The organism is Cellulosilyticum ruminicola JCM 14822, assembly GCF_001311925.1.
GTDB classification, from domain to species: domain Bacteria; phylum Bacillota; class Clostridia; order Lachnospirales; family Cellulosilyticaceae; genus Cellulosilyticum; species Cellulosilyticum ruminicola.
Genome location: NZ_BBCG01000104.1, coordinates 1 through 6,024 on the forward strand (window position 1 = coordinate 1; position 6,024 = coordinate 6,024).

The 6,024-nt window shown below is 35.4% G+C and carries 4 protein-coding genes and 1 pseudogene; 1 reads left to right on the forward strand and 4 read right to left on the reverse strand.

What is annotated here, in order from left to right:
* Positions 1 to 76: 76 nt before the first annotated feature.
* The 4 genes from dnaJ to hrcA all read right to left on the reverse strand — a co-directional run bounded on the left by dnaJ (position 77) and on the right by hrcA (position 4,909).
* The gene (gene dnaJ / locus JCM14822_RS17540) at positions 77 to 1,213 is read right to left on the reverse strand and encodes a molecular chaperone DnaJ (RefSeq protein ID WP_054743857.1); all 1,137 of its coding nucleotides are present in this window, start codon (positions 1,211 to 1,213) and stop codon (positions 77 to 79) included.
* Positions 1,214 to 1,410: 197 nt separating this feature from the next.
* Positions 1,411 to 3,252 carry a molecular chaperone DnaK gene (gene dnaK, locus JCM14822_RS17545; RefSeq protein WP_054743850.1) on the reverse strand — a complete coding sequence of 614 codons (1,842 nt, stop codon included), beginning with the start codon at positions 3,250 to 3,252 and terminating at the stop codon, positions 1,411 to 1,413.
* 18 nt (positions 3,253 to 3,270) lie between these two features.
* On the reverse strand, positions 3,271 to 3,819 hold the full coding sequence (gene grpE, locus JCM14822_RS17550) for a nucleotide exchange factor GrpE (protein WP_054743852.1): 549 nt from the start codon (positions 3,817 to 3,819) through the stop codon (positions 3,271 to 3,273).
* 34 nt (positions 3,820 to 3,853) lie between these two features.
* The gene (hrcA, locus tag JCM14822_RS17555; protein ID WP_054743854.1) at positions 3,854 to 4,909 is read right to left on the reverse strand and encodes a heat-inducible transcriptional repressor HrcA; all 1,056 of its coding nucleotides are present in this window, start codon (positions 4,907 to 4,909) and stop codon (positions 3,854 to 3,856) included.
* 798 nt (positions 4,910 to 5,707) lie between these two features.
* Between hrcA and JCM14822_RS17560 the strand changes: the two are divergent.
* Positions 5,708 to 6,024 (forward strand): annotated as a pseudogene (locus JCM14822_RS17560) (transposase); the annotation flags it as partial.

Here is a 6,024-nt window from a genome sequence, read left to right on the forward strand (position 1 = left end):
AACAAAAAATAGACACGTTTTTTACCGTGTCTATTAAAAAGGTAGCATTGTCACTTACGTTCAATCTGACCTCTTTTTATTTTTTAAAGAGATGTTTCCATCCTTTTTTTGATTCTTCAGCTTGTGCACCTGATTCTGGTTCAAACTCTCTTAAGAGTTCTTTTTGTCTTTCTGTTAATTCTTTAGGTACTACAATATGAACTTCTACATATTGATCACCACGACGGTTTTTATTTTGAAGGCTTGGAATACCTTTCCCTTGTAATCTGAATTTAGAAGATGTTTGTGTACCTGCTGGAATATTAAATTTAACACTTCCATCAAGTGTAGGAATTGAAAGTTCTGCGCCAAGTGCTGCTTGAGCGAAGCTAATTGGCATACGCATATATACATCCATTCCCCTTCTTTCAAGAATAGCATGTGCTTTAACTGAAACAGTTACAAGTAAATCACCGGCTGGTGCACCTGCATCTCCTGCTTCTCCTTTTCCAGATACACGAAGTGTTTGACCGTGGTCAATACCTGCTGGAATATTGATTGTAACTTTTTTCACAGTTCTAACTTTACCGTGACCATGACATGTTGGACATGGTTCTTTTACAACTTTACCTTCTCCGTGACAAGCATCACAAGTTTGAACTGTTTGCATTGCACCTAAGATAGTTCGTTGTGTGACATGAATTTGACCTGTACCACCACATTTAGAACATGTTGTAGTTGATGTACCAGGTTTAGCTTTTGAACCATGACATGTACCACAAAGCTCTGATGTATTAATTGAAATCTCTTTTTCACATCCAAAAGCTGCTTCTTCAAATGTGATTTGAATTGTTTGACGAATATCTGCACCTGGTTGGGGACCTCTTGGACGTCTACGTCCGCCACCACCAAAGCCACCGAAACCGCCACCAAACATATCGAAGATATCGTTAAGGTCGAAGTCAGCACCAAAGCCGCCATTAAATCCGCCAGCGCCACCTGCTCCGCCTTCAAAGGCTGCATGCCCATAGCGATCATAAGCTGCTTTTTTGTCTGCATCGCTTAATACTTCATAAGCTTCTGTTACTTCTTTGAATTTTGTTTCCGCTTCTTTGTTATCCGGATTTGCATCTGGATGATATTGTTTCGCTAATTTTCTATAAGCTTTTTTAATTTCTGCATCTGAGGCCGATTTAGATACGCCTAGGACCTCATAATAATCTCTTTTATCCACGCTTGTCACCACCACTAATTAAATTTTGCCAAGATCGTGTTGAAATGTCCTCCTAAGAGTATCACACCAATCTCTTTATTATATGATATAAACTGCCCTATTGCCCTTTATATCAATTTTCTCTACCTATTATATATTATAAAAACATACAGAAACAGTCAAAGAGATGCTCTTTGACCGTTTCTATGCATTAGTTTTTATTCTTCTTTGAAGTCAGCATCAATGACATCATCATCTTGAGCATTTGTATTACCTGCATTCATATCTGGAGCACCTTGTGCTGCTTGTGCTTGGCTATATACTTTTTCAGAAATAGCGTAGAATACTTGTGTAAGTTCTTCTTTAGCTGCTTTAAGTTCTTCAACTTGTGCATCTGTCATTTGACCGATTACAGCTTTTTCGTTAAGATCTTTTAATTTTGTAAGAGCTGCTTCTACTTTTGTCTTATCATCAGCTTCAAGTTTATCTTCCATATCTTTCATCATTTTTTCTGTTTGGAATACCATTGAATCCGCTTCATTTTTAACGTCGATTGCTTCTTTACGTTTTTTATCTGCTTCAGCAAATTGTTCTGCTTCTTTAACAGCTTTTTCGATTTCATCATCGCTAAGGTTTGTGCTAGCTGTGATTGTAATGTGTTGTTCTTTACCTGTTCCAAGGTCTTTAGCAGATACTTTAACAATACCATTAGCATCGATATCAAATGTTACTTCGATTTGAGGTACACCACGTGGAGCTGGCATAATACCATCTAATTTGAAGTTACCAAGTGTTTTGTTGTCGTTAGCCATTGGTCTTTCACCTTGAACAACGTGAATATCAACTGCTGGCTGATTATCTGCTGCTGTTGAGAAAACTTGAGATTTTTTAGTTGGGATTGTTGTATTTCTTGGGATTACTGGAGTTGCAACACCACCCATTGTTTCGATACCAAGTGTAAGTGGAGTTACGTCAAGAAGAAGGATGTCTCCTGAACCAGCTTCACCAGAAAGTTTACCACCTTGAATTGCAGCACCTACAGCTACACATTCATCTGGGTTGATTCCTTTGAATGGTTCTTTACCTGTGATACGTTTAACAGCTTCTTGAACAGCTGGAATACGTGTTGAACCACCTACTAATAAGATTTTGTCAAGTTCTGAAGCGTTAAGGCCTGCATCACTTAATGCATTTCTTACTGGTCCCATTGTACGTTCTACGAGGTCAGCTGTTAATTCATCGAATTTAGCTCTTGTAATTGTTACGTCTAAGCTTTGTCCACCACTGCAGATGAATGGGATAAGAACATTTGCACTTGTTTTTTGAGAAAGTTCTTTTTTAGCTGTTTCAGCAGCTTCTTTTAAACGTTGCATTGCAACTTTATCTGCTGATAAATCAATACCTTCTTGTTTTTTGAATTCTTCTACTAAGTAATTGATGATTTTTTGGTCGAAGTCATCTCCACCAAGGTGATTATCTCCACTTGTAGCAAGTACTTCGATTACACCGTCACCGATATCAATTACAGATACGTCGAATGTACCACCACCGAGGTCGTATACCATGATTTTTTGTTCGTGTTCGTTATCAAGTCCATAAGCAAGAGCTGCTGCTGTTGGTTCGTTGATGATACGTTTTACATCAAGACCTGCGATACGTCCAGCATCTTTTGTTGCTTGTCTTTGGCTATCTGTGAAGTAAGCTGGTACTGTGATAACAGCTTCTGTTACGCTTTCACCAAGGTGAGCTTCAGCATCTGCTTTTAATTTTTGAAGAATGATTGCTGAAATTTCTTGTGGTGAAAATGCTTTATCATCAATATTTACTTTGTAATCTGTACCCATGTGACGTTTAATTGAGATTACTGTTCTTTCGTGGTTTGTTACAGCTTGACGTTTTGCTACGTCCCCTACAAGTCTTTCACCTGTTTTGCTGAAACCTACTACTGAAGGAGTTGTTCTGTTACCATCTGCATTTACGATTACAACTGGTTTTCCACCTTCCATTACTGATACACAAGAGTTTGTTGTTCCTAAGTCAATTCCTATTATTTTACCCATAATTAATTCCTCCTATCATTAATTGGCTACTTTAACCATACTATGTCTAATTACTTTTTCTTTATATAAATATCCTTTTTGAAGTTCTTCAACAATGATATTCTCTCCATAAGCTTCATCATCTATGTGCATAATTGCATTGTGAAGTTTTGGGTCAAATTCTTTATCTACTGCTTCAATCGGTGTTACTTTTAAGTTTTCAAGGGCACCCATAAGTTGTTTGTAAATCATTTGCACTCCAGCAGATAATGCTTTATCTGTGCTTTCTACTTTAAGGGCACGTTCAAAGTTATCAATGATTGGTAATAACTCTGCAACTGTATTACTTACAGCGAAATCATAAGCATCTGCTTTTTCTTTTTCGCTACGTTTTCTATAGTTATCGAACTCTGCCATTAAACGTTGAAGACGATCTAAGTATTCAGCTGCTTTGTCTCCAGCTTGAGGTACTTCTTCTACTACCTCAGCTTCTGCAGCTTCTGCAGCTTCTACAGTTTCTTCTGTAGTTGTTTCCTCAACAACCTCTTCTTGTTCTACTGCTTGTTCTAAATCTTTATTTTCTTCCATTGTTTCACCCTTTCTGCCAAGAACTATTCATTCGCTAAGGTTTGTTATTTCCTTCTTGGTTATTAATTCCTTTTAACATATTTGTAATATGATGAGAAACATATTCTAATACTGAAACAACCTCGCTATAGTTCATACGGGTTGGTCCTATAATACCAATATTTCCAATAGTCGAATCACCGATGCGGTAGCTTGTTGTAACAATACTACAATCCTTCATAGGTGTTAGTGTATTTTCTTCACCGATTCGAATTGTAATTTCATTTGGTGGATTATGATCTAAGATTTTTGCAAGATATGGTTTTTCCTCTAAGAGCTTAAACATTTCTCTTGCTTTTTCTTTATCATTAAATTCTTGAAAATCAAGAATGTTATTGGCACCACGTATGAAAACATTTGGCATATCTTTTTCTTTTAAGGCATTTGCAATCGCATCTAGAACGCTGCTTGCAATATCACCATATTCTTTCATCTTATCTTCAATTGATAAACGAATCTTGTCTAAACTAATTTGACTTAAAGCACTACCCTTTAGACTTTCGTTAAGAATATTTGTAAGTGCCATACAAATATTAGCATCTAAAGCTTTTGGTGTGCTAATCATCTGATTTTTAACACTATTAGTATCAGTTACAATTACACAAACCACACTTTGTTCATCCACCGGAACAAGTTGTAAATGTTTTATACATACTTGACTTATTGGCGGTGTCGATGCAATGGTAGCACAATTTGTTAACATGGCAATCAGCTTTGCTGTTTCTTCAACAAGATCATCAATACGTGTGATTTTTTGTTGAATCATATTCCCTATTACTTTTGCTACATCTGGACTAATATTTGTACGTTGCATCATGCCATCTACATAAAGGCGATAACCCTTATCTGAAGGTATTCTTCCAGCGGAAGTGTGGGGTTGCATAATGAAACCAAGATCTTCAAGATCAGCCATTTCATTACGAATAGTTGCTGAACTAATGCCCAAGTCATATTTCTTAGAAATAGTTCTTGAACCAACAGGTTCACCTGTTTGGATATAATCTTGAATGATAGCTTCTAAAATTCTTAGCTTACGTTCATTCATATCCATGTCATCACTTCCTTTTTCTTGTTAGCACTCACCAAACCCGAGTGCTAACTACAAATTAAAGATACCACTACTTACTTTAATTGTCAAGAGACTATGACAACTATTTTAAAAAATATTATAGATTACTATAAAACGTGTAAATAATAGCACTTTCAAAATAAAAAGATGTAACAAACATAGACGCACCCATTTATCACCTCCTTATCTTATGTAATTTAAACCTTCTTATACATATAGCTAATTATCACTATATGCCTTTTTAAAATTTATTTTTTTACCTTTTCTATTTGAGATAATTTCATAATTTTTATCCCTTGATTTTACAATGTTTATAACATAAAAAACAGCCTACCCCGATTCGATATACATTTTAAGCAAATAATCCACATCGAAAGGAGTAAACTGTTAAATATGTGTCGACAACAATCTTTAATTACTTTAGATAAATTTTACGAATTGAAACCTCTTACTAAACTTGATGCTATATTGACGCTAACTCTCTAGGACCTATTAATACAACTAATGTTGCTATAGATGCTAGCAAAATAAATGCCTTTGAACATGCCCTCCCTCTTAAAAAGATTCCTAAAGATGATGTAATTTTTCCTAACTGGGGAAGTAAACTTGACACTAATGGTAACTTTATTAAATGGTTTGGTTGGAAAATGCATGAATTAGTTAATACTACTAGTGGTATTACATTATCGTACATGATGATTAGCCCACAAAAAGGCTAGTTTTTAAAACTACTTTACATCATTATGGTATAATTAAGAAAAAAACAAGGGGGAAATTTTTATGTTTCGTAAAAATACAGTTCAACCACTTAATCTTCAAGATCCAACAATTAATCTACCTAAATATCTTCGCAAAAATCTTGAGAAAAGCTGGGCTACCCCTTTTAATCAATATATTTTTTCTAACATTAATGAAGAGCGCTTTGAAGTACTTTATAGTGATGAAGTTTCTAGACCAAATTCTCCTGTTAATGTATTAGTAGGTCTTCTTATTCTTAAAGAGAACTTTAGTTTATCAGATGAAGACCTTATTGGCGCTTTAAATTTCGATATGAGATTTCAGTTCGCTTTAAGTACAACAAGTTATGAGAAACAGTC